Source organism: Aeromonas ichthyocola (assembly GCF_046087985.1).
GTDB lineage: Bacteria > Pseudomonadota > Gammaproteobacteria > Enterobacterales > Aeromonadaceae > Aeromonas > Aeromonas rivipollensis.
Genome location: NZ_JBJSWH010000005.1, coordinates 262,501 through 285,435 on the forward strand (window position 1 = coordinate 262,501; position 22,935 = coordinate 285,435).

Consider the following 22,935-nt stretch of genomic DNA (forward strand, 5'->3'; position numbering starts at 1 on the left):
CAAACGTGATTCTTATGTCTGTTTTCTTCAGCCTTGTGCTGTTGCAAACATGCTCTTTAACAATCTGGAAAGCTGATTTAAAAAGTAGTTCTCAAACATTTGTTACAAGTGCTTTGGAAACTTCTTGGCGAAAACCAAAATTTATTTTTGGTCCTTGTTGTACGACAACAAGACGCGTTGTTTCGACGACACTTCTTGGGGTTGTATGGTTAAGTGACTAAGCGTACATGGTGGATGCCTTGGCAGTCAGAGGCGATGAAGGACGTACTAACCTGCGATAAGCTGTGAGAAGTCGGTAAGAGACGCTATTACTCACAGATTTCCGAATGGGGAAACCCACCCAGCATAAGCTGGGTATCTATTACTGAATACATAGGTAATAGAGGCGAACCGGGAGAACTGAAACATCTAAGTACCCCGAGGAAAAGAAATCAACCGAGATTCCCTCAGTAGCGGCGAGCGAACGGGGATTAGCCCTTAAGTTTCTTGGAAGTTAGTGGAATGGTCCTGGAAAGGCCAGCGATACAGGGTGATAGCCCCGTACATGAAAACGACCTTGAAGTGAAATCGAGTAGGGCGGGACACGTGACATCCTGTCTGAATATGGGGGGACCATCCTCCAAGGCTAAATACTCCTGACTGACCGATAGTGAACCAGTACCGTGAGGGAAAGGCGAAAAGAACCCCTGTGAGGGGAGTGAAATAGAACCTGAAACCGTGTACGTACAAGCAGTGGGAGCCCTTCGGGGTGACTGCGTACCTTTTGTATAATGGGTCAGCGACTTACATTTTGTAGCGAGGTTAACCGTATAGGGGAGCCGTAGGGAAACCGAGTCTTAACTGGGCGTCTAGTTGCAAGGTGTAGACCCGAAACCGGGTGATCTAGCCATGGGCAGGTTGAAGGTTGAGTAACATCAACTGGAGGACCGAACCCACTAACGTTGCAAAGTTAGGGGATGACCTGTGGCTGGGGGTGAAAGGCCAATCAAACTCGGAGATAGCTGGTTCTCCCCGAAAGCTATTTAGGTAGCGCCTCGGACGAATACTACTGGGGGTAGAGCACTGTTTGGACTAGGGGGTCATCCCGACTTACCAACTCCATGCAAACTCCGAATACCAGTAAGTAATATCCGGGAGACACACGGCGGGTGCTAACGTCCGTCGTGAAGAGGGAAACAACCCAGACCGCCGGCTAAGGTCCCAAAGTTCTGGTTAAGTGGGAAACGATGTGGGAAGGCTCAGACAGCTAGGATGTTGGCTTAGAAGCAGCCATCATTTAAAGAAAGCGTAATAGCTCACTAGTCGAGTCGGCCTGCGCGGAAGATGTAACGGGGCTCAAACCAGGCACCGAAGCCGCGGATTCACACGTATGTGTGAGTGGTAGGGGAGCGTTCTGTAAGTCTGCGAAGGTGTGTCGAGAGGCATGCTGGAGATATCAGAAGTGCGAATGCTGACGTAAGTAACGATAAAGGGGGTGAAAAGCCTCCTCGCCGGAAGACCAAGGGTTCCTGTCCAACGTTAATCGGGGCAGGGTGAGTCGACCCCTAAGGTGAGGCCGAAAGGCGTAATCGATGGGAAGCAGGTTAATATTCCTGCACGACTTGTAATTGCGATGGGGGGACGGAGAAGGCTAGGTGGGCCAGGCGACGGTTGTCCTGGTGAAAGTGCGTAGGTGGTGTTTCTAGGCAAATCCGGAGACACAACACTGAGACACGAGACGAAGCCACTACGGTGGTGAAGCCATTGATGCCCTGCTTCCAGGAAAAGCCTCTAAGCTTCAGATTACAAGTCATCGTACCCCAAACCGACACAGGTGGTCGGGTAGAGAATACCAAGGCGCTTGAGAGAACTCGGGTGAAGGAACTAGGCAAAATAGAACCGTAACTTCGGGAGAAGGTTCGCTCTTGACAGTGAAGTCCCTTGCGGATGGAGCAGTTGGGAGTCGCAGTGACCAGATGGCTGGGACTGTTTATCAAAAACACAGCACTCTGCAAACACGAAAGTGGACGTATAGGGTGTGACACCTGCCCGGTGCCGGAAGGTTAATTGATGGGGTTAGCGCAAGCGAAGCTCTTGATCGAAGCCCCGGTAAACGGCGGCCGTAACTATAACGGTCCTAAGGTAGCGAAATTCCTTGTCGGGTAAGTTCCGACCTGCACGAATGGTGTAACCATGGCCATGCTGTCTCCACCCGAGACTCAGTGAAATCGAATTCGCCGTGAAGATGCGGTGTACCCGCGGCTAGACGGAAAGACCCCGTGAACCTTTACTACAGCTTGGCACTGAACATTGAACCTACATGTGTAGGATAGGTGGGAGGCTTTGAAGGCGTGACGCCAGTTGCGCTGGAGCCGTCCTTGAAATACCACCCTTGTATGTTTGATGTTCTAACGCAGGGCCCTGAATCGGGCTCGCGGACAGTGCCTGGTGGGTAGTTTGACTGGGGCGGTCTCCTCCCAAAGAGTAACGGAGGAGCACGAAGGTTGGCTAATCCTGGTCGGACATCAGGAGGTTAGTGCAATGGCATAAGCCAGCTTAACTGCGAGACGGACAGGTCGAGCAGGTACGAAAGTAGGTCATAGTGATCCGGTGGTTCTGAATGGAAGGGCCATCGCTCAACGGATAAAAGGTACTCCGGGGATAACAGGCTGATACCGCCCAAGAGTTCATATCGACGGCGGTGTTTGGCACCTCGATGTCGGCTCATCACATCCTGGGGCTGAAGTCGGTCCCAAGGGTATGGCTGTTCGCCATTTAAAGTGGTACGCGAGCTGGGTTCAGAACGTCGTGAGACAGTTCGGTCCCTATCTGCCGTGGGCGTTGGATGATTGAAGGGAGTTGCTCCTAGTACGAGAGGACCGGAGTGAACGAACCTCTGGTGTTCGGGTTGTCACGCCAGTGGCACTGCCCGGTAGCTAAGTTCGGAATCGATAACCGCTGAAAGCATCTAAGCGGGAAGCGAGCCCTGAGATGAGTCATCCCTGACCCCTTGAGGGTCCTAAAGGGCCGTTGGAGACCACAACGTTGATAGGTGGGGTGTGTAAGCGCGGCGACGTGTTGAGCTAACCCATACTAATTACCCGTGAGGCTTAACCATACAACACCCAAGAAGTGTTCTGGGCCTTGTAGCAAATGCAAGAACTACTACCTAATTCAGTGATAGCGAAGCCAACTAGGCTAAGTCGTTACTCACGTCAGCTTTCCAGATGAAGTATTTTGCCTGGCGGCCATAGCGCCGTGGAACCACCTGATCCCATGCCGAACTCAGAAGTGAAACGCGGTAGCGCCGATGGTAGTGTGGCATTCGCCATGCGAGAGTAGGACACTGCCAGGCACCCAATTAAACAGTGATGTGACAGAATTGCATGATTGGCCGAGAGGATGACACCTCAGTAAGCGGCAGAAGATTTAGCGAAAGCTAACCGAATAGCGGAGCGGTAGTTCAGTCGGTTAGAATACCGGCCTGTCACGCCGGGGGTCGCGGGTTCGAGTCAGTGAGTATGCCGTCCGCTCCGCCACTAATTTTGAAAGGCCTTGCGCCTGCTCAACGTCTCTTATGGGAAGGCCTTTAAGAAGAGCGGCACTGTGAAGAAGAGCGGCACTGAAGAGGGTGCCAGGCAGTTTGTCGGCGATCTGTTCAAGAACGTGAAGGTGCTGGATTCCGGCGCCCGGGGCGCCACCACCAGCTTCATCGAGCGCGGCCTCGGCGACGTCTTGCTGGCCTGGGAGAACGAAGCCCTGCTGGTGCTGAGTCAGCCGGGGACCAGCGACAAGTTCGAGCTCGTGGTGCCGTCTGTCTCCATCCTGGCCGAACCCCCCGTCGCCGTGGTGGACAAGGTAGCCAAGAAGCACGGCACAGAAGCGGTCGCCAAGGGCTACCTTGACTACCTCTATTCCGACGAGGGACAGCGGATCATCGCCAAGTACCACTATCGCCCGAGCAACCCGGCGATCCTGAAGGAGACGGCGGCCCAGTTCCCGCAGCTGGCGCTCTTTACCGTCAAGGATCTGGAAGGGGATTGGGACAAGGCACAGAAGAAACACTTCGCCCAGGGCGGGCTGTTCGACCAGATCTACCAACCGGGCCGCTGACAGTGACTGGCCCCTGTGACAACAGATAGGAGCACCGTGATGAACAAGATCCTTCTGGTTCCCGGTCTGCACAACAGTGGGCCGGATCACTGGCAGAGTCGCTGGCACCAGCAATTTCCCCAGTGGCAGCGGATGCTGGGTCTGCCCTGGGACAAGCCGGACCTCACCGTCTGGAGCGCCAAGCTGGCGAGCAAGCTCAGAAGTAGACGTAGCCGGGTCCACCTTGTGGCCCACTCCTTTGGCGCCCTGACGGCGATTGCCGCCGCCCGGCTGCAACCGGACAAGGTTTCCTCCATCCTGATAGTGGCTCCCGCTGATCCGGCCCGCTTCGGCATCCCGGACGAGGCGTTGGCGGGATCCATCAAGGTGTCCGCCCAGCTCATCGCCAGCCGCAATGATCCCTGGATGAGCTTCGAACGTGCCGAATATTGGAGTCGTCAGTGGCAGGTGCCACTGTTCGATGCCGGCGAGGTGGGCCACATCAATGCCCAGTCCGGTCATGGGGAGTGGAGTCAGGGGCTCAACCTGCTGAACACCCTTCATCACAGGGCCGAGATGGTAGTGGATCCCGTCTCGACCGAATGGGATAGGCGGGCTGCCCTCAGCTTCCGCTGATCCTAGACCCATATGACAAGGAGAGTTCCCGCAAGATATCAGACAGGCTTGCCACCCTGATCCCATAGTGACTGTCTTTGCAGCTCAGGTTTCACCGCTCCGTTTGTTAGGTCTTTTATTTATATAAAAGACCTTTTTTTATATTCATCGCTCTAAAAGCCCTGGTTTGCCGTTGTTAGACAAAAAAGTGCTTAGCAAAGGCGTTATTGGTGTTTGTTGTCACTGGCGGTCGTGAGCAGAATCAGCGTATCGAAAGTTTTTATAACAAACGGATGTGTTATGCGATTAAGTTCTTATTCCGTCCTCCCTGGCCTGGGGCCGACCCTGGGCTTCAGCCTGCTCTACCTGAGCATACTGGTGCTGTTGCCCCTCTCGGCGCTGGTGCTATTCGCGGTCAACAACCTGACGGCCGCCGAGTTCTGGCAGGTGATAGGCTCCCCCCGGGTGCTCGCCTCCTTTCGCCTGAGTTTCGGGGCCGCCTTTATCGCCGCCCTGCTCAACAGCCTGTTCGGGCTGATCCTGGCCTGGGTGCTGGTGCGTTACAGCTTCCCCGGTCGCCGCTTGGTGGATGCGCTCATCGACCTGCCGTTCGCCATGCCGACCGCCGTCTCCGGCATTGCCCTGTGCGCCATCTTCGCCCCCAACGGCTGGATAGGTCAGTGGGTTGCCCCCTTTGGCATCGAGCTCGCCTACAACCCCATAGGGGTGGTGATCGCCCTCACCTTCATCGGGCTGCCCTTCGTGGTGCGCACCCTGCAGCCGGTGCTGCGAGAGGCGGAGACCGAACAGGAGGAGGCTGCCGCCAGCCTGGGGGCCAATCGCTGGCAGACCTTCGCGCGAGTGTTGTGGCCAACCCTGATCCCGGCGCTGCTCACCGGCTTCGCCCTGGCCTTTGCCCGTGGGGTCGGGGAGTACGGCTCCGTCATCTTTATCGCCGGAAATTTGCCGATGGTTTCGGAAATCGCGCCGCTGATGATCATGAGTCATCTGGAGGAGTATGACTATGCCGGGGCCTCGGCCATCGCCTCCGTCATGCTGCTGATTTCGTTTGTTTTACTGTTGATCATCAACAAGTTGCAGGCCTGGAGCTGGGCACGCATCGGAGGAAGCCGCATATGAACGCATCCAACGCCAGCCTGGACCTGGCCCTCGATGGGGCCCCTGCCACTCAGGTGCGCCAGCCTGCCGTGACCCGTGAGCCCGTCTGGGTCAAGTGGCTGCTGATCAGCGTCGGGCTGGGCTGGTTCGCCGCCCTGCTGCTGCTGCCGCTCGCAACCGTCTTTATCCAGGCCCTGAGTCCGGGCCTCGCCTTCTTCTGGCATGCCATCAGCGAGCCAGATGCCCTGAGCGCCCTCGGCCTGACCGCCCTGGTGACCCTCTGCTCGGTGCCTCTCAATCTGCTGTTCGGGCTGGCCGCCGCCTGGGCCATCGCCCGCTTCCGCTTCCCGGGCCGGCAACTGCTCATCACCCTCATCGATCTGCCGTTCTCGGTCTCGCCGGTGATAGCGGGTCTGATGTTCGTGCTGATGTTCGGCAGTCGTGGCTGGTTCGGTGATTGGCTTAGCGAGCACGACATCAAGATCATCTTCGCCACTCCGGGGATCATATTGGCGACCACCTTCATCACTGTGCCCTTCGTGGTACGCGAGCTGCTGCCCCAGATGGAGGCCCGTGGTCCGGAAGAGGAGGAAGCGGCCATCATGCTGGGGGCGAGCGGCCTGCAGATGTTCTGGCGGGTCACCCTGCCCGGCATCCGCTGGAGCCTGATGTATGGCTTGCTGCTCTGTACCGCCCGTGCCGTGGGGGAGTTCGGTGCCGTCTCCGTGGTTTCCGGCCATATTCGCGGTCAGACCAACACACTGCCGCTGCACATCGAGATCCTCTACAACGAGTACCAGACCGGCGCCGCCTTCGCGGTGGCGAGCCTGCTGGCCCTGTTCGGGATCTTCACCCTGCTGGGGGAGACCCTGCTGGCCCGGCTGCGCGCTCAGCCCACCCAGTCCCATTGATATGGCCTGGCCTGCCTGCTGGCAGGTCAGCCCGGATAACCATGAATCCGGTTTAACGGTTTAGAGAGGCAGCCATGAGCATTCAGGTTCAACGACTCAACAAGTATTTCAATCAGTACGCGGCCCTGGCCGACATCAACCTCGATTTTCACGACGGTGAACTGGTGGCGCTGCTCGGCCCCTCCGGCTGCGGCAAGACCACACTGCTGCGGATCATCGCCGGGCTGGAGCAGGCCGACAGCGGCAACGTCATCATCCGCGGCGAGGATGCCTCGGATCTCCACGTGCGCGAGCGCAACGTCGGCTTCGTGTTCCAGCACTATGCCCTGTTCAGGCACATGACGGTGTTCGAGAACGTGGCGTTTGGCTTGCGGGTCAAACCGCGTTCCGATCGGCCGAATGAAGCCAGCATCCGCGCCCGGGTCAAGGAGCTGCTGGATCTGGTGCAGCTCAGTCACGTGGCCGAGCGCTATCCGACCCAGCTCTCCGGTGGCCAGCGCCAGCGGGTCGCCCTGGCGCGCGCCCTGGCGGTGCAGCCCAAGGTGCTGCTGCTGGACGAGCCCTTCGGCGCACTCGACGCCCAGGTGCGCAAGGAGCTGCGCCGCTGGCTGCGGGAGCTGCACGACGAGCTGCACGTCACCAGCCTGTTCGTGACCCACGATCAGGAGGAGGCGCTGGAGGTGGCGGATCGGGTGGTGCTGATGAACGCAGGGCGGGTCGAGCAGATCGGCACCCCGGCCGAGGTCTATGACCAGCCCGCCACCGCCTTTGTGCACAGCTTCCTCGGCAGCGTGAACCTGTTCCGCGGCCGGGTGGCCGGGCAGGGGCTCGGCATAGGTGAGCAGCAGCTGGGGGGGCCCATCAGCTCCCAGCTGGCACAAGGCAGTGCTGCCATTGCCTATGTGCGCCCCCACGAGCTGGAGATACTGCCGGCGGATGCACCGGGAGGCATCAGCGCCACCATCACCCGCTTGTTGCCCATGGGGCCGCGGATCCGGGTGGAGTTGCGCGGGGATGGCGAGACCAGAGGAGCTCACTACGAGGCCGAGCTGAGCAAGGAGGCCGCCCGTGCCTTCGCCCCCGGCCAGGGGGTACGCCTGGTGGCCCGGCATGCGCAGCTCTATCCCGACTACCAGATTTGAAGGCGAGCCCCCAAGGCGAGACCCCTTTTCAGGCTTGCAGCCGGATCCTGATCCGGTCGCCCAATAACAAGAGGACGGTGGCAGCATCCACCGCCACTCAGCGCAGGAGGCGATGAGGTGAATTTTCAGCAATTACGCATTATCCGGGAAGCGGCGCGGCGGGATTACAACCTGACCGAGGTGGCCAATGCCCTCTTTACCTCCCAGTCCGGGGTCAGCCGCCATATCCGCGAGCTGGAGGAGGAGCTTGGGCTCGCGCTCTTCATCCGTTACGGCAAGCGGCTGCTCGGCATGACGGAGCCGGGCAAGGAGCTGCTGGTGATCGCCGAGCGTATCCTGGGGGACGCCGACAATATCCGCAAATTGGCCAGCACCTTTGCCAACCGGGATTCCGGGCGGCTGCTGGTAGCGACCACTCACACCCAGGCGCGCTATGCCCTGCCCCGGGTGGTGAAGGCGTTTCGCGAGCAGTTCCCCCTGGTGCAACTGGAACTGCGTCAGGGCAGCCCGGAGGAGATAGTGCGGCTGGTGCAGACCGGCGAAGTGGATATCGGCATCAGCAGCGAGCAGCTCGACAAGAGCGAAGGTGTGGTCGCGTTTCCCTACTACCGCTGGCACCACAACATAGTGGTGCCGGAGCAGCACCCGCTCACCGCCGAGCGGGAACTCACCCTGGCGGCGCTGGCCCACTGGCCCATAGTCACCTATCAGGCGGGCCTGACGGGCCGGGTGCGGGTGGATGAGGCCTTCGCCGAGGCGGGGATACATCCGCAGATCCTGCTGACCGCCCAGGATTCCGACGTCATCAAGACCTATGTCGAGCTGGAGATGGGGGTGGGCATACTGGCGGACATGGCGTTTGATCCCCAGCGGGACAAGGGGCTGGTGCAGCTCGACGGCAGCCGGCTGTTTGCGCCGCACACCGCCTGGATAGGTCTCAAGCAGGGGCAGTTCCAGCACAACTTCACCTGGCAGTTCATCCAGCTCTGCAACCCAGAGCTGGCGCTGGCGGAGATCCAGGCCAGGGCCATGAGCAACGAGCCCCTGCTCGACTACCAGATCTGAGCCGAGTGGCGCATGAGAAACGGGGAGCCATGGGCTCCCCGTGTTATTGATGTCACTGCGACCGCGTTATTGTGCGATCCAGGCTTCCTGCCAGTGGGAGCCTATACCCGGCTCATACTGGGTGGCCGTGCTGGACCACTGGCTGCACCAACCGCTGTAGGGGAAGGGCTTGCACTGATAGATCTTGCCATTCTTCGGCTGCAATACCCTGGTGCCGGCCGTATAGGACTTGAGCCCTTCCGGGAAGCTGAACTGATAGTCGCCACCGGCCGGCTCCTTGAACATCAGATCCAGGGTCTGCTGCACCACTTCCCCCCCAGCCTTGGGTTTGCCCTCTATCACCAGCTGGTGGTGGCCCGCACTCAGACCCGTGGCCTCCATGGTGAAGCTCTGGCTGCTGTCCTTGATGTCGGCCCCGCTCTGGCCCTTGGCGACACCGCCATGGTCATACAGGGTATTGGTGACGGCGAGATCCCCTTGCGCCGTGACGGTGAAGCTCAGGGTGACCTTGCCGTTGTCGAGCTGGTAGTCGCTCGCCAGGCCGCTCACGTTGATGCTGTTGCCCACCGGCGGTTGCTGCTGCTCGAGCTGGATCTCGACCCGTTGCAGGTTGCTGCCGGCTTTCAGGTAGATGGGGTTCTGGCCGTAGACGGGGTTGAACTGGCCATCGGCCCCCTGCTGGCCGGCGCGGATCTGGGTCTGCTCGGCATTGATCTTGCCTGCCAGGGCGTGGGCCCAGTTGTTCTTCTGGCCCTGCTCGGCGCTGGCTATGGTCAGCACTGTCTGCAGGTCGGCACGTTCGCCGCTGGCATCGAACACCCGGGTCTTGGCCTTGTCACCGGCCGCAAGATCGATGGAGGGGTAGATGGTCCCGCCCTGGCTCCAGGTCAGCGGGGGCTGGGTGCCACCGTCGAAGCGGGCGTCGATCAGGTTGTAGAAGCTGTTGGCGGTATCGCCCACCTCCCAGACCCCGAGGATGACCTGATAGCCGGTGCGTGCCGGCAGGGTGCACTGATGGGTGACCTGCTTGGGGGGCTGCACCATGTTGCCGTCGATCACGCAGAAGGGATTGAGATCGAAGGCGTCACGGGTAAGGGGCTGGTTCGGGTTCCAATCCTGCTTGGTGAGGTAGTAGCGCCAGTTGCGGGTCACGTGGTTGGCGGTGAAGGTCCAGCTGATGGCGAAGGGACCGGCCTGCACATTGCGCTTGGTCCAGCGATCGCTGGTCTGGGCATTGAGCTCACCGAATTGCGGATGCCCGGCCGAGGCGATCTGGCCGTCGGCGGGGCCGCCATCGGGGAAGCCGGACGGCGCCTCCAGGCTCTGGGGCTCCCATTGAATGGCGCCACACTGGCTGTTGCCGCCGGTCTTGCACAGATAGTTGCGCCCTTCCGGCTGGCTGATGTAACCGTGGGCTAGCACGCCGCCGCTGGCCAGCAGCGCCAGCGCCGCGGCCACATGATTGAGTTGGATTTTTGCTGCCATACATTCCTCTGTTCGGTGATGTGGACAGTCAAGTTGGCAGGGGAGTTCCCCGTGACACACCTGAGTGTGGCAGCCCCGCTATCCTGGACGACATGTCTTTAGACCGGAGGCTTTGCGTCCTGGCCTTTCAACCAGTTTGCCAAATGACTACATAAAGGGTCTGGGTGCCGCCCTTGAGGACGGCGCCACCATGATGGCTTCTTTTGATTAAATTATTAAGTGTAAAACTTAACAGCTTGACCTCATCGGAGTAGAGCAATCACTTAACACTCTGTTTTTAAAATTATATTTAATTCATCAAGTTGGGTTTTGCTTCGCCCGCTCTGTCAAAAGATGCAAAATCGCGACATTTTTCATCAATGAAAAAATCCTCTGCCGGCTAGGCCGGCAGGGGATGGGATGGGACTGTGTCAGACGGTCAGTGGTGCGGGTACTGGTCTGTGCGGCGGGAGGACGAGGGGCGCGGGGCCTGCCCGGTTGCCAGATCCCGGGGGAGGGCATTGCCGAGCCTGAACACCGCCAGCCGCTCGTCCAGGCTGCGGGAAAGTCCGGCCAGCAGCTCGCTCTCCTGGGCCAGCTGGGAGGCGGCCTGGGACATCTCCAGGGCCGAGTCATTGATGCCGCTGACGTTGCGGTTCATCTCCTCGGCCACCATGCTCTGCTGTTCCGCCGCCGTGGCTATCTGGGTCGCCATGTCGCTCACGTGCTGGATGTGATTGACGATGAGAGAGAGATCCTGCCCCGCCTTCTCGGACTGGCCGACGCTGCTCTCCGCCAGCTTGCGGCTGGCATCCATGGCGCTGGCGGCGGTCACCGCCCGCTGCTGCAACTGGGTGATGGTGCTCTGGATCTCCTCGGTGGAGTGGCGGGTACGGCTCGCCAGCTGGCGCACCTCGTCGGCCACCACGGCGAAGCCGCGGCCCTGCTCGCCGGCTCTGGCCGCCTCTATGGCGGCGTTGAGAGCCAGCAGGTTGGTCTGATCCGAGATGGCGCTGATGACGGCGGTCACCTCACCTATCTGCATCACCCCCTCCTTGAGCCGATTGACCTGATGGGTGGCCTGCTCCACCTCGGTGGCGAGCGCCTGGATGCCGTGCACGCTGGCGTGGACGTCCTGGTTGCCGAGCCCGGCCTCGCTGGTGGCGTCCTGGGTGTCGCGGGCCGTGTTCTCGGCGTGACCCGCCACATCCGAGATGGTGGCGCTCATCTCGTTCATGGCGGTGGTGAGCTGGGCCAGTTGATCCCGCTGGCTGTTGACCGCCTGATTGGTCTGCTCGGCGGAGGCGGCGATGCGCAGGGCGGCATCCGCCACGTTGCGGGCCCCCTGACTCGCCTCCAGCAGGGCGCGGCGAATGGCGTCCAGCCCCTGATTGGTACAGCGGGCGACGGCCCCCAGCTCATCCTTGCCATGCACGGGTATGCTGACCACCAGATCCCCGGCCGCCACCTGAGCCATGGCCCTGTTGATCTCCGCCAGCGGGTTGACGATGGAGCGGCTGATGGCCACCCCCAGCCACCCCATCAGCAGGATCACCAGCAGGGTGGCGCCCCCCATCAGCTGGTACTGGGACCAGATGGTGGCCTCTATGTCCTGCAGCAAGAGGCCGGAGCCCAGGATCCAGCCCCAGGGCTGGTAGCCGGCCACTAGCGACATCTTCTGGGCCGCCTCGCCGGAGGGGGAGATCCACTGGTATTCCAGCCGACCCTGATGGCCGCCCTTGCCGAGATCCACCATGCGCTGCCAGTGGGACTCGGCGGGCGTCCCGCCCATTTGCTGGCCGACCAGCTCTGGCTTGGCGGGATGCACCACCACGTGGCGGTTTTCATCCAGCACGAACAGGTAGTTGTCTCCATCGAAGCGCATGCCGTCGAGCATGGCCTTGGCTTGCGCCTGGGCCTCTGGGGCGGGCAGGGTGGCGGGCCAGGGTCTGGATCCGGCTCATGGCCAGATCCAGCACCGCCTGCAATCGGGCTTCCCGCTCACTCATCAGGTTGCGATGCAGGGCACTGGCGGAGATGAGCAGCAGTGCGATGAAGCCGACCAGCGCCACCGAGAGCAGCAGCATCAGTTTGCGACTCACGGCGATATCACCGAGCTTGAACATAGTCTTTTCCTTCTTTCCCGTACGGATCTGGTGAGGGCCAGTCAGCTGGCTGGCCTTGATTGTTTTGTGTTTAACATTTATTTAACTTTCAAAGGGTTGTGATGGTTGGTTGTCAATTGAGTGTGTTGGCAACCAGTATAGCCAGCAGACAGAAACCCTCGCTTTTGGTAGCGTGGTCTGGCGCATCCCGGCGCACCATTTGTCGGCTCTATTTGCAAGAAGTGTGAATGAGTTGGCATTTCACCAAAAAGGAGTGGGCGCCTTCGCGGCCGCCCCATAACAAGAGGGAATTTATGAGTTCCATTGCCAGGAATTACTTGAACCAGCTCAATGCCGACTACCTGCGGGTACACAGGCGCAAGGAGGATCTCTTCTGGTCCACCTACATGGGCACCAGTGACGATCAGGCCGGTTTCACCGCCGCCGAGCAGGCCTACAAGGCGTTTTGTGCCGATCCGGCCAGGCTGCCCGCATTGCGGGAGGTGCTGGCCCAGGCCGAGGGGGCGGATCTGAAGCGGGGTCTGGCGGGCTGGGCTGCCTTCTTCGAGTGCAACGTCATCGAAGATCCGGCCGCCACCGCCCTGATGGACGAGCTGGTGGCCGCAGAGGCGGATCTCTTCGCCCGCCGCAAGGGGCTCAAGCTGACTTTGCTGGACGAGCAGGGCCAGCAAGTGGCCGGCAGCCTGCCCGCCGCCAGCACGGCGCTGGCCGCCAGTAGCGACGAGGCGGTGCGCCAGAGTGCGCTCGCCATGTTCCACCGCCTGGAGCAGTGGGTGGTCGGCAACGGCTTTCTCGAGGTGGTGGCCCTGCGCAACCGCTTCGCCCGGGCCATGGGCTATCGCGACTACTTCGACTACAAGGTGCACAAGAACGAGCAGATGAGCCCGGAGCAGCTGTTCGCCGTGCTCGACGACTTTATTGCCCGCACCGAGCAGCGGGTGCACCAGAGCCTGGCGGAGCTGAAAGCCGCCAAGGGGGAGGCGGCCCTGCTGCCCCACAACCTGCGCTACAGCGTGAGCGGCGACGTGACTCGTCAGCTCGACCCCTATGTGCCCTTCTCCCGGGCGCTGAAGGATTGGGTCCAGAGCTTCCGCCGCCTCGGCATCCAGTATCGCGGTGCCACCCTCACCCTGGATCTGCTGACCCGGGAGGGGAAATACGAGAACGGCTTCTGCCACGGCCCTGTGCCTAGCTTCTGGCAGGAGGGGGAGTGGGTGCCCGCCGTGGTCAACTTCACCAGCCTGGCGGATCCGGCCCAGGTGGGCAGCGGCTGGAGCGGCCTCAACACCCTGTTCCACGAAGGGGGCCATGCGGCCCACTTTGCCAACGTGACCGGCAACGCCCCCTGCTTCTCCCAGGAGTTTCCGCCCACCTCCATGGCCTATGCCGAGACCCAGTCGATGTTCTGCGACAGCCTGCTGGACGACGCCGACTGGCTCAAACGCTACGCCAGGAGCTCGGCGGGGGAGGCGATCCCCGATGGGCTCATCAGGGCCATGATAGAGGCGCGTCAGCCGTTTCGCGCCTTCAACGAGCGCCAGATAGCGCTGGTGGCCTACTTCGAGCGGGATCTCTACGCCATGGCAGACGCAGAGCGCACCCCAGAGGCTGTGCTGGCACTGGCCCGTCGCTGGGAGCGCACCATCCTCGGGGTGGAGAGCCCGCGTCCGCTGCTGGCCATTCCGCACCTCCTGAATCAGGAGTCGGCCTGCGCCTACCACGGCTACCTGCTGGCGCTGATGGCGGTGGAGCAGACCCGCGCCTACTTCCTTGTGCGCGACGGCTACCTCACCGACAACCCGCGCATCGGGCCGGATCTGGCCGCCCACTACTGGGGACCGGGCAATGGCATGACCCATGACGAGACGCTGCGCAGCCTCACTGGCGAAGGCTTCAGTGCCGCTCCCCTGGCCGAGGCGTGCAACCAGAGCGTGGCGCAGGCGTGGGCAACGGCCGAAGCCTGCATGACGGCGGCGAGCCAGCGCCCGTCGGCAGGAGAGGGGACGCCGCTCGACGCCCAGATCCGGGTGATGCACGGCGCCGAGCTGATTGCCGACAACAGCGAGTCGGAGGCCAGCATGCTGGCCGACTTCGAGGCCTGGATCCGCCAGCATTATCAGCGCGAGCCCGCCACCGCCCGGTGAGGCGCTCCTCGACCAGCAAGCCCTGCCCATCGGCAGGGCTTGTTCATTTCAGCGGTAAGCAAGCCTGCCGAGGTGGGACGGGATCTTTGCCGCGGTGTGAGCCGGGGCGCAAGATGCGCCTGTTTTTTGCGCCATCTATCTGTTTTGACTATTTATTATGGTGAGGCGCAGAGGCGTTGGCTGAGCGCTGGCGAGGCGGGCCACAGATATGTTTCTCTGGATATATTGAGTATTCACGGCGATCCCATATCATGGCGCTCGCTCGCCGCCAGAGAGTGGCGACATTCAGATGATTAGCTAAATACAAAGCCCTGAAGGCTTGTCGAGGGATGGAAATTGAGAGCCGTATTGTTGTGTTTGCTGGGGCTGTGGCCCGCATTGAGTTTTGCCACCCTGTCCGCCGACATGGTGGTGGTCAAGAAGTCGAGTTATAGCCTGACCCTGATGAAGGATGGCAAGCCGGTCAAGCGCTACTGGGTCGCCCTGGGTCCTGCACCCAAGGGGCACAAGCAGCAGGAAGGGGATCAGCGTACCCCGGAAGGGCGTTACACCCTCGACTACAAGAAGAGCAATTCCGGCTTCTACAAGGCTATCCACATCAACTACCCGAATCTGGACGACATCAAGCGTGCCAATGAGCTGGGAGTGCGCCCGGGCGGCATGATCATGATCCATGGTCAGCTCAACCGCATGGGGGATCGCAGGGTACAGCCGTCCAACTGGACCAATGGCTGCATCGCCGTGCTCAACCACGAGATGGACGAGATCTGGAACGCCATCGAGCCTGGCACTCCCATCGTCATCGAGCCCTGATCCTCGCCGTTCACGCCCGCTGCCCAGCGGGCGTTTTATTTCCTCCCTGGATGGCGTGACAGCCCCTCCCGCGCCGTGCTAGTTTTTCCGGCTCGCGTTGGAAGTCACAAGGATGATCCCATGATGTCAGGAACCCGCATCGCCGCGCCCGAGCCCACGGGTGCGCTCTGGTGGCGCGCCACCCTGGATATTCTCCCCCTCTCCATTTCCGTCATCCCCTGGGGGATTTTGTGCGGCGCCCTGGCTCTGCAGGCGGGCTTGAGCCCGGTGCAGGCCCAGCTGATGTCGCTGCTGGTCTATGCCGGCGCCGCCCAGCTCTCGGCCACCACACTGTTCGGGGCGGGCACCCCCTTGCTGCCCATCATGGGCTCCACCATGGTGATCACCTCCCAGCACCTGCTCTACGGCTTCACCTTCCGCCGGGACGTGCTGCCGCTCTCCCTGCGCTGGCGTGCCAGCCTCGCCTTCTTCCTGACCGACGAGATGTTCGCGGTGGCACTCAAGGATAGGGAGCGAAGCGGCGTCTTCAACCCCGCTTATGCCCTGATCGCGGGCTTCGTGTTCTACCTGTTCTGGAACCTGGCGACCCTGCTCGGCATCGCCGCCGGCCAGTACATAGAGGGGCTGGACAAGATGGGGCTGGACTTTGCCATCGCCGCCACCTTCATCGCCATGACCATACCCGCCATGAAGAACCTGCCCATGGTGGCGGCGACTGTGGTGAGCGGCGGCACTGCGCTGCTCACCAAGCCGCTGCTGGCGGAGATCCACATCATCATCTCGGCCCTGGCCGGCATGGTGGTGGGTTATGTATTGCACCGGATGAGGAGATGACCATGGGCTGGCTGATGATTGGCCTGCTGGCCCTGATCACCTTCTTCAACCGCTTCGCCTTCTTCTCGCGGCTGACCCGCTATCAGCCCGGTGCCGAGATGGGGGCCTTCCTCAGCTTCTCGGCCCAGTCGGTGCTGACCGCCATCTGGCTGCCCATCGTCTTCAGCTATGAGCCGGGCAAGGGGTTGGAGTGGGATCCCGACTACCTGGCTGCCACCCTGCTGGTGACCGCCCTGACCCTGCTGCGGCTGCCGACCCTGGTGGTAGTGGTGGTCGGCATGGGGGGCTTCTTCCTGCTGCGCTGGCTGGGAGGCATGGCCGAGCTCTTGCCTTGGTGAAGCGTGAGCCGTGATTTTACCTAATGGATGTCATTATTGGACATCCGCCATGTCATGAATGTCACTTCAAAAAAAGCCTGCAAAGTGTGAGGATATGGGCTCTGTCCGTGAAGGAGTGTCCCATGTCTTTCACCGAAACCTGTCAGCGCATCGTGCGCGATCCCCATCTCTCCGCCGCCCAGAAGAGCCATGCCCTGGCGCTCGCCGCCGAGAATGCGCTGCCCTATCCCGCGCTGCCTGCCGAGGTGGCCGAGGCGATGGCGCAAGGGGTGCTCTGCGACATGTTCGAGGGACATGCCCCCTACAAGCCGCGTTATGTGCTGCCGGACTATGAAAAGTTCCTGCGCCAAGGTTCCCCCTGGCTGGAGCTGGCGCCACCACGGGATTTTGACGAGGCCCTGGATGCCCTGCGCATCCTCTATCACCATGTGCCCTCGGTCACCGGCATGCCGGTCTGGCTGGGGCGCCTCGATCACCTGCTGCTGCCCTTCGTCGGGGAGCTGGATGACGAGGCCCTCCATCGCAAGCTGAAAGGCTTCTGGATCTACCTGGACAGGGTGCTGCCGGACGCCTTCATGCACGTCAACATAGGCCCGGATGACAACAGGATCTGTCGCCTGATCCTGCGTATCGACGGCGAACTCAAGCAGGTGGCGCCGAACCTCAGCCTGTTTCACGATCCCGCATCGACCCCGGACAGCCTGCTGATGCAGGGGGTGCAGAACATAGCCCTGTGCGGCAAGCCCCACATAGCCAACTACCCGATCCATCGCGACACCTTCGACCAGCGCGGCTTTGGCATCGTCAGCTGCTACAACGCCCTGCCGCAGGCCGGTGGCGCCAATACCCTGGTGCGCATCTCCCTCAAGCGGGTCGCCGAGCAGTGTCAGGGGATCGATGATTTCCTCGGCTGCCTGCTGCCCCACTACTGCCGTCTGGCCTCCCAGCTGATCGAAGCGCGCGCCGCCTTCCTGCATCAGGAGTCCGGCTTCTTCGACAGCTTCCTGGTGAAGGAGGGGCTGCTGGATGAGGATCGTTTCGTCCCCATGTTCGGTATCTACGGCATGGCGGAAGCGGTCAATATCCTGATGGATAAAGAGAATCTGCCGGAGCGCTACGGCCACGACGAGGAGGCGAACCAGCTTGGCTATCGCATCTCGGCCCAGCTCTCCGCCTATGTGACCACGACCCCGCAGACCCATGCCTGGGGTGGCCGCGCGCTGTTGCACTCCCAGGGCGGGCTCAGCCTGGACAAGGGGGTCACCCCAGGGGTGCGCATCCCTTATGGGGAGGAGCCGGATCCCGCCAGCCACCTGCTGGCCCTGGCCCCGCACCACGGCTACTACCACTCAGGGATCAGCGAGATCCTGACCCTGGATCCCACCATCCGCCAGAACCCGCAGGCGCTGCTGCAGCTCTGCAAGGGGGCCTTCGCCCTCGGCATGCGCGAATTCAGTGCCAACGTGGCGGACAGCGATCTGGTGCGGGTGACCGGCTACATGATCCGCAAGAGTGATGTGGCTCGCTTCGCCGCCGAAGGCTCGCGGTTGCAGACCACCTGCCTCGGCGCCGAGGCGAGCGAGCTGACCGGCATTCGCCAGCGGGCGCCGCGGGTGCTGGGCCTAGAATCGACCATCTGCGAGTATTGAGCTCGAACCTGATGGCTGACGCCTTGCCAACACGCAGCGCCCTGGTAAGCAGGGTGCTGCCGTTCTCCTGTGTCGACGGGCCGGGCAACCGGCTGGTGCTGTTTCTGCAGGGCTGCAACTTTCGCTGCCCCGGCTGCCACAACCCGCACACCATAGGGCTGTGCGACGATTGTGGCGACTGCCTCGCGGTCTGCCCGAGCGGCGCCCTCTCCAGGGACGATGGCGAGGCAAGGTACAATGGCAGGCGGCGCTCTGCACCGATTGCGACGCTGTCTGGATGCCTGCCCGCGCAGCGCCAACCCCAAGACGCCACCATGTCGGTGGCCGAGGTGCTGGTCCTGCTGCGCCGCTACGGCCCGCTGCTCACCGGCATCACAGTATCCGGCGGCGAGGCCACCACCCAGCTCCCCTTCGTGGTGGCACTTTTTGCCGCCATCAAGGCCGCGCCGGATCTTGCCCATCTCACTTGCCTGCTCGACAGCAACGGCTCGCTGGCCGAAACCGGCTGGCAGCGGCTGCTGCCGGTGCTCGACGGCGCCATGCTCGATCTCAAGGGGTGGCGCGACTCGGTGCATCACTCCCTGACCGGCTATGGTCGCGAGCGGGTGCTGGCCTCGCTGCAACTGCTGGCACGCCACGGCAAGCTGACCGAACTGCGGCTGCTCCATGTGCCGGGCAAGAGCGATTTTCTGGATGCGAGTGGTGAGCTGGACGCGGATCTCGCCGCCTTCTTGCAGCGGCTTGGGCCTGTGCCCATTCGCCTCAACGGCTTTCGCCATCACGGGGTGCGGGGGAGGCGATGCGCAATGGCCAGAGGCCAGCCAAACCGAGCTGGAACAGCTGGCCCGTCGTTTGCGTGCAGCGGGATTGGGGCCGGTATCACTGCCTGCCTTGATGCGCTGAGTGGTTGCGTCATCCGGTGACCGTCATGGTGTGAGGAGCGGCATGTAAAGGACCGCAACTGTGATTTCTGTCTATTGGAGGGGGCGAGAACGGCGGCTAGAATAATGGCCATCTTCTTACCCCTCAATGACAGATAATCATGAGTGAAAGCAAGGCGTTATATCGGGTTCAGTTTATTTGCCACAGCGAGCGCTACGAAGTCTATGTGCGCGAAGTCAATCAGGGCCAGCTGTTCGGTTTTATCGAGATTGCCGACTTTGTCTGGGATAACCACACGGCGCTTATCGTCGATCCCAGCCACGAGAAGCTCAAGAGCGAATTTGCCGATGTGCGCCGCACTCTGATCCCCATGCATCAGGTGCTGCGCATCGATCAGGTGCGAAAGCAGGGGGCGGCCCGCATCACGGATCTGGGCAACAACGTCGCCTCCTTCCCCAGCCCCATCTATACCAAAGAAGTCCCTCACTTGCCGTTGATGTTTCGCCACGGTGAAACATCAATCTCTGTCTGTCGTCCGGCTCAGGGTTCAATCAATTCGCGACCCAGTTGCAGGATCCGCTGGCGGAACCAGTGCGGGCCGAGCCATCACCGGCCGGGCCATACCAGACCAGGCTGTGACTCACCTTGCCGTAATCGAACGGTGCCGGACGCATCACCAGATCCGGCTGACTGGCCATGCAGGCCGCCCAGCCACCGATGGCGGTGAGGATCAGGTCGGTCTGGGGCAGCAGGGCCGGTGGCACTGGCAAAATCGGCAGGGTGGCGCCAATCTGGCGCGCACCTGCTGCTGGGCCAGGCTCTGCTCGAAGAAGGGGTTGGCCAGCTCCTGATCACGGATGGCGATATGGCGCCAGCTCAGGTAGGCATCGAGATCCCAGGGCTTGGCCAGCGCCGGATGATCTTTGCGCAGCAGGCAGACCAGTTTTTCTTCCCGCAGGGTCTCCCACACCAGCCAGGCTGGCGCGGCAGGGGCTGGCTCTGGTCATGGGGCAGGATCACGAAGTCGAGCTTGCCCGCTGCCAGCGCCTCCAGTCCCTGCTCATCCTTGTTCCAGATGACGGGCACCATGCCCGGCACCTCCTTCATCAGCTCCCCAGCATGGGGCCCACCGGCCAGGTCATCACGCTCTCGCGCAATCCCAGCCGCAAGCTGCCCTGCCACTGTTGCGGGGTTGAAGGCGTTCTGGCGGGTGAGGCCGTTCAGCTCCCCCAGCAGTCGATGCAGGGTGGGGCCGAGCCGCTCGGCAAAGGGGGTGAGCAGCAGCTGGTTGCCCTGACGGTAGAGCAGCTGATCCCCCAGCAGATCCCGCAGCTGGTTGAGGGTCTTGCTGACGGTGGAGGGAGTGGTGCAGAGGCGCTCGGCGCTGCGGGTGACGCTCTGGGTGTCCAGCAGCAGGTGCAGGGTGACCAGATGACGTCCTCCCAGCCCAGAGAAAGCGCGATCAGATCCATAGTGGCTCCTGAAGTGGATGAAGATAAACGGATGAAGCGTTGGAATCAGAAAGATTCAATGACCCGCTGGCATTCTCTCACAGCCGGGGGAGGGTGAGCAGACCCATCAAGAGGTGACGGAGCAAACAAAAAGCCCCGCCAAAGCGGGGCATGGGGATTAACCCTTGAGCACGGCGGCCATGGCGTCCGCCACGTAGTCGACGTTGCGGCTGTTGAGGCCCGCCACGCACATGCGGCCTGAGCGTACCAGGTAGACGGCGAACTCTTCACGCAGGCGGTCCACCTGCTCCGGCGTGAAGCCGGTGTAGCTGAACATGCCGCGCTGGCTGATGAAGTAGCTGAAATCGCGGCCCGGCACCTTGGCGCAGAGCACCTCGAACAGCTTCTGGCGCATGGCCTTGATGCGGGTGCGCATCTCGGTCACCTCGCCGACCCAGAGGGCATGCAGCTCGGGCTGGCTCATCACGGCTGCGGCTACCTGACCACCGTGAGTGGGCGGGCTGGAGTAGTTGCGACGCACAGTCGCCTTCATCTGGCCCAGTACCCGGCTCGCCTCTTCCGCATCCTGGCAGATGACCGACAGGCCGCCGCAGCGCTCGCCGTAGAAAGAGAGGTTCTTGGAGAAGGAGTTGCTGACGAAGAAGCTGACACCGGCAGCCACCATGGCGCGAATGGCGTAGGCATCCTCTTCCAGTCCATCGCCGAAGCCCTGATAGGCGATATCCATAAAGGGGATCAGGTTCTTCTCGACCACCAGCGCGATCACCCGATCCCACTGGGCGCGGGAGAGATCCACCCCGGTCGGGTTGTGACAGCAGGGGTGCAGCAGCACTATGCTTTTCGCCGGCAGGGCGCTCAGGCAGTCGATCATGGCGTCGAACTGCACGCCGCCGGTGGTGGCGTCGTAGTAGGGGTAGTCGTGCACCTTGATGCCGGCCCCCTCGAACATGGCCTTGTGGTTGTCCCAGGTCGGATTGCTGACCCACACCTCCGAGGTCGGGAAGTAGCGCTTGAGCAGATCGGCACCGATCTTCAGGGCGCCGGAGCCGCCTATGGTCTGGATGGTGGCGATGCGACCGGCCTTGACCGCCTCGTGATCGGCGCCAAACAGCAGGTGCTGCACCGCGGTGCGGTAGTTGGCGGCCCCTTCCATCGGCTGATAGGGGCGCGGCGCCGGCGCGGCAGCGCGCTGGGCTTCGGCCTGCTGCACCGAGGGCAGCAGCGGAATGCGGCCCTGCTCGTCGTAATAGAGGCCGATCCCCAGGTTCACCTTCTGCTCGCGGGTGTCTTTGTGGAAGGTCTCGACGAGCGTGAGTATGGGGTCGCCAGCATAGGCATCGACGTGTTCAAACATGGGGGGTCCTTGAGGTTGACTGTCCAATTTCGCCGGCCCTCAGCCGGGCTGGACATCATGGCGTAATCCCCATTTGCCTCAAGCAGTTCGCATGTTGTGGTGCAAGGATGACGCTCTCCCCTTGGGCCGTGGCGCAAGTTGTGATGCTGGAGGGGAGTAAAGTGACACCCCTTATTTTATCGCCAAACCCCGTGCTGATTTTTGAATTATGTAGCTAATAACTTGCATTTATTTGGTATGTAACATGTTCATCGATTGGATATGAAGATATTTAACTGATCATCAATTACGCTGCATAGGTAAATAACGTTCTTGTCAAGCGTTGTCCTGTCCGCAATTGTTCGGTTTGGTGGCGATACAGGTAGACCGGTTTCAATGACGCGACATACATCTTCAGACTCTTTTTCGCCCCCGGTGCTAGGAACTGGCTCGGATTGGGTGGCTGGAACCTCTATTTTCTGGGCAAACTGGCGTTGCTTGTGGGGGGATATCTCAATTTCCACCCGCTGGCCAATCTGGTCTTTGCCGCGTTTCTGCTTTTTCCGCTCCCCTCGACGCTGATGCGGCGGGCAAGGTCGTTGATCGCCCTGCCGGTAGGTGTCGGGCTCTTCTATCACGACACCTGGCTGCCGGGTTTCGAGAGCATTGTCAGCCAAGGGGGACAGGTTTTCTCTTTTACGGCTGATTACTGGCTGGAGTTGCTCGAGCGCTTCATCAATTGGGAGATGGTCGGGGCTGGTTTTGTCATGCTGACGACCTACCTGTTTATGGCGCAGTGGTTACGGTTTACACCCTGGATGCTGATCTCCCTGCTCTGGCTGTGGCTCTCCCCCCAGTTGTTGCGTGTCGCTGGGATTGCAATGCCAAGCATCAAGCGCAAGCTACCCAACCGGTGAAAAGGGTCGCTGGCCGCGATGCCGGTTACCGCCAGAACTG

Annotated in this window: 14 protein-coding genes, 1 tRNA gene, 2 rRNA genes, 4 pseudogenes and 1 riboswitch; of the genes and pseudogenes, 17 read left to right on the forward strand and 4 right to left on the reverse strand. The window is 61.4% G+C overall.

Annotated features, from left to right (window positions below):
• Nucleotides 1-207: 207 nt before the first annotated feature.
• From ACF2JD_RS16300 to cbl, 9 genes and pseudogenes are all read left to right on the forward strand, one after another.
• Nucleotides 208-3,097, forward strand: a 23S ribosomal RNA gene (locus tag ACF2JD_RS16300).
• A 122-nt stretch (nucleotides 3,098-3,219) separates the two neighbouring features.
• Nucleotides 3,220-3,334 (forward strand): 5S ribosomal RNA (gene rrf, locus ACF2JD_RS16305).
• 97 nt (nucleotides 3,335-3,431) lie between these two features.
• Nucleotides 3,432-3,518 (forward strand) — tRNA-Asp (locus ACF2JD_RS16310).
• A gap of 67 nt (nucleotides 3,519-3,585) precedes the next feature.
• Nucleotides 3,586-4,092 (forward strand): annotated as a pseudogene (locus ACF2JD_RS16315) (sulfate ABC transporter substrate-binding protein); the annotation flags it as partial.
• A 39-nt stretch (nucleotides 4,093-4,131) separates the two neighbouring features.
• Nucleotides 4,132-4,707, forward strand: coding sequence for an RBBP9/YdeN family alpha/beta hydrolase (locus ACF2JD_RS16320; protein ID WP_163147416.1), 576 nt, complete (start codon nucleotides 4,132-4,134; stop codon nucleotides 4,705-4,707).
• 279 nt (nucleotides 4,708-4,986) lie between these two features.
• Complete coding sequence (gene cysT, locus ACF2JD_RS16325) at nucleotides 4,987-5,826, forward strand: sulfate ABC transporter permease subunit CysT (protein WP_025325753.1); 840 nt, start codon at nucleotides 4,987-4,989, stop codon at nucleotides 5,824-5,826.
• Entirely contained in the window at nucleotides 5,823-6,716 is an 894-nt protein-coding gene (gene cysW, locus ACF2JD_RS16330) for a sulfate ABC transporter permease subunit CysW (protein WP_106884955.1), read from the forward strand. The genes cysT and cysW overlap by 4 nt, the downstream gene beginning before the upstream one ends.
• Nucleotides 6,717-6,790: 74 nt before the next feature.
• Entirely contained in the window at nucleotides 6,791-7,858 is a 1,068-nt protein-coding gene (locus ACF2JD_RS16335; protein WP_440987783.1) for a TOBE-like domain-containing protein, read from the forward strand.
• A 117-nt stretch (nucleotides 7,859-7,975) separates the two neighbouring features.
• Nucleotides 7,976-8,923, forward strand: coding sequence for an HTH-type transcriptional regulator Cbl (gene cbl, locus ACF2JD_RS16340; protein ID WP_025325756.1), 948 nt, complete (start codon nucleotides 7,976-7,978; stop codon nucleotides 8,921-8,923).
• A gap of 66 nt (nucleotides 8,924-8,989) precedes the next feature.
• On the opposite strand, the gene gbpA is transcribed toward cbl, so the two are convergent.
• Both gbpA and ACF2JD_RS16350 read right to left on the reverse strand, forming a co-directional pair.
• A complete protein-coding gene (gene gbpA, locus ACF2JD_RS16345; protein ID WP_163157969.1) occupies nucleotides 8,990-10,408 on the reverse strand; it encodes an N-acetylglucosamine-binding protein GbpA in 1,419 nt (472 codons plus the stop codon).
• A gap of 65 nt (nucleotides 10,409-10,473) precedes the next feature.
• Nucleotides 10,474-10,559, reverse strand: a riboswitch (cyclic di-GMP riboswitch).
• 267 nt (nucleotides 10,560-10,826) lie between these two features.
• A pseudogene (locus ACF2JD_RS16350) lies at nucleotides 10,827-12,513 on the reverse strand (methyl-accepting chemotaxis protein).
• Nucleotides 12,514-12,806: 293 nt separating this feature from the next.
• On the opposite strand from ACF2JD_RS16350, the gene ACF2JD_RS16355 reads away from it, so the two are divergent.
• The 7 genes and pseudogenes from ACF2JD_RS16355 to ACF2JD_RS16385 all read left to right on the forward strand — a co-directional run.
• Nucleotides 12,807-14,657, forward strand: a complete 1,851-nt coding sequence (locus tag ACF2JD_RS16355) for a M3 family metallopeptidase (RefSeq protein ID WP_440987784.1) — start codon at nucleotides 12,807-12,809, stop codon at nucleotides 14,655-14,657.
• Between the two features lie 336 nt (nucleotides 14,658-14,993).
• On the forward strand, nucleotides 14,994-15,470 hold the full coding sequence (locus tag ACF2JD_RS16360) for a L,D-transpeptidase family protein (protein WP_106884950.1): 477 nt from the start codon (nucleotides 14,994-14,996) through the stop codon (nucleotides 15,468-15,470).
• Between the two features lie 120 nt (nucleotides 15,471-15,590).
• Nucleotides 15,591-16,304: an AzlC family ABC transporter permease gene (locus ACF2JD_RS16365; protein WP_111913664.1), complete on the forward strand. Its 714-nt coding sequence runs from the start codon at nucleotides 15,591-15,593 to the stop codon at nucleotides 16,302-16,304.
• Nucleotides 16,305-16,306: 2 nt separating this feature from the next.
• Nucleotides 16,307-16,642: an AzlD domain-containing protein gene (locus ACF2JD_RS16370; RefSeq protein WP_440987785.1), complete on the forward strand. Its 336-nt coding sequence runs from the start codon at nucleotides 16,307-16,309 to the stop codon at nucleotides 16,640-16,642.
• Between the two features lie 122 nt (nucleotides 16,643-16,764).
• Entirely contained in the window at nucleotides 16,765-18,291 is a 1,527-nt protein-coding gene (locus tag ACF2JD_RS16375; RefSeq protein ID WP_440987786.1) for a YjjI family glycine radical enzyme, read from the forward strand.
• Between the two features lie 11 nt (nucleotides 18,292-18,302).
• Complete coding sequence (locus tag ACF2JD_RS16380; protein ID WP_440987787.1) at nucleotides 18,303-19,214, forward strand: YjjW family glycine radical enzyme activase; 912 nt, start codon at nucleotides 18,303-18,305, stop codon at nucleotides 19,212-19,214.
• 119 nt (nucleotides 19,215-19,333) lie between these two features.
• A pseudogene (locus ACF2JD_RS16385) lies at nucleotides 19,334-19,651 on the forward strand (DUF1820 family protein); the annotation flags it as partial.
• 62 nt (nucleotides 19,652-19,713) lie between these two features.
• Here the strand turns inward: ACF2JD_RS16385 and ACF2JD_RS16390 are convergent.
• Together ACF2JD_RS16390 and ACF2JD_RS16395 are read right to left on the reverse strand one after the other, a co-directional pair.
• Nucleotides 19,714-20,645: pseudogene (locus tag ACF2JD_RS16390) on the reverse strand (LysR family transcriptional regulator).
• A 157-nt stretch (nucleotides 20,646-20,802) separates the two neighbouring features.
• A complete protein-coding gene (locus tag ACF2JD_RS16395) occupies nucleotides 20,803-21,999 on the reverse strand; it encodes an aromatic amino acid transaminase (protein ID WP_440987788.1) in 1,197 nt (398 codons plus the stop codon).
• Between the two features lie 434 nt (nucleotides 22,000-22,433).
• Here ACF2JD_RS16395 and bcsG point away from each other — a divergent pair, with 434 nt between their 5' ends.
• The gene (bcsG, locus tag ACF2JD_RS16400; RefSeq protein WP_440987789.1) at nucleotides 22,434-22,895 is read left to right on the forward strand and encodes a cellulose biosynthesis protein BcsG; all 462 of its coding nucleotides are present in this window, start codon (nucleotides 22,434-22,436) and stop codon (nucleotides 22,893-22,895) included.
• Nucleotides 22,896-22,935 lie beyond the last annotated feature (40 nt).